The organism is Flammeovirga pacifica (genome assembly GCF_000807855.2).
In the GTDB taxonomy this organism is placed as follows: domain Bacteria; phylum Bacteroidota; class Bacteroidia; order Cytophagales; family Flammeovirgaceae; genus Flammeovirga; species Flammeovirga pacifica.
Genome location: NZ_JRYR02000001.1, coordinates 4,902,895 through 4,904,383, shown reverse-complemented (window position 1 = coordinate 4,904,383; position 1,489 = coordinate 4,902,895). Strand labels below are relative to the sequence as shown.

Sequence of the window (1,489 nt, the reverse complement as noted above, 5' to 3'; positions counted from 1 at the left end):
GATCGTACCCCGCACATAAGGGACTTGCACCCTCTAGAAGATTATTATATCTTTAAAATAAAATAAGGCTGTGTCCATTTTGGGCACACACATCAGCTAAACTCCAATCACGGTTGATACAACCGCTCACGTAGTTTGGTCATCACATAGGTATTAATACCTATACTTTCAATTAAATGAATAATTACTTAAATTTTATAATATTACTTTTATTAGCAAGCTGTCAAACCGAGACTAAACTAGATAAAACTAATATATTAAATCAGAGAATTAGTTTTGGAACATTTCAATTAGATATAGACTCTGTATCTATAAATATCGATGATTATGTGACTTTTAATGAAATTGTAAATCAACAAGAAAATTTCATAAAAAGAGGTTTTAAAAATATAGAATTACAAATTCCTTATAATGATGAGACTTACGTTATTAAATTATCTCAACGTCATAGAAATTGTCCTAATGCAAGAAATGGTTTTATCTATGAAGGAGATTCTATCTTTGTGGATTATAATCACCACGAATCCAGTTTAGAAAGTGCTCTACAAAAAAGTTATTTTAATAATGGGAAGGAACAAAATTTAAGTGAGTCACCAAATCTTCTTCTTATAAATTTCTATCAAAACGAAAAAGTACCAATTTCTTTGGTAAAAAGAAGATTAATTAATCTATTATCAACCTTTGAAGATGTTTCAGGTAATAAAGAGAAGCTCAACTTTAGTATATCAATTCCTTTTGATCCTAAGAAGGATTTCAAAAAAACTTCAAGAGTAGTAGTAGAGGTACCGAACGAGGAAGAAATCGAAGATGAAATCGTAATTGAAATACCAGAGGAGTTTGAAGAGTTCTATAAATAAAATTATTTAAAACACTATAACATTAGCTAATCTCCATCCATCGGTCGACACGCCCGCTGGTCGTAGTTTAGCAATTTAGTTTATTGGGAACAGGTAAAAACAAAAAATATTATGAAACTGAAATTGGTATTACTATTGATAAGCATAACATTATCACATAGTTTAATTGGTCAAGAGAGTAAAGAAATTCAATACGACCAGATTTATCTAAGTATCAGCGATGAATCATCGGACTTTTACTATCCAAAATTATTGGAACGTATGTTTCAACTTGATACTTTATTGACAGATGAAGAATATCATCACCTTTATTATGGATATGTGTTCAATGAAAGTTATGACCCATATGGAGAAACGAGTCAGAATGATGAGTTAGAAAAATTAGACAATTCAGAAGATGAATGGACGGAAGAACAGATGCATAGGTATATTTCTTTGGCTAATAAATCCTTGGTCGAATTTCCTATTGATTTGAGATTGATAAACATGCTTGCATATTGTTATAAGTTGAATGGTCAAGAAGAAAAATGCAATCAACTATCTATAATTTTCCATGGTTTTCTGAGAACTATTATTAATAGCGGAGATGGGGTTACATCTGAAACTGCTTTTCATGTTATCTCCACAAGTCA

General features: G+C 30.5%; 2 protein-coding genes. Both read left to right on the top strand.

Translation table 11 applies throughout. From position 1 onward, the window contains the following. Positions 1-176 precede the first annotated feature (176 nt). A complete protein-coding gene (locus NH26_RS19590) occupies positions 177-857 on the top strand; it encodes a hypothetical protein (RefSeq protein WP_044229859.1) in 681 nt (226 codons plus the stop codon). A gap of 111 nt (positions 858-968) precedes the next feature. Continuing rightward, positions 969-1,489 (top strand): DUF4919 domain-containing protein (locus NH26_RS19585; RefSeq protein ID WP_071397214.1); only part of this gene is annotated, 521 nt, incomplete at its 3' end.

What these genes read in the sequence shown, in the direction of transcription:
- NH26_RS19590 (WP_044229859.1), top strand. Translation starts at nt 177, where the DNA reads ATGAATAATTACTTAAATTTTATAATATTACTTTTATTAGCAAGCTGT.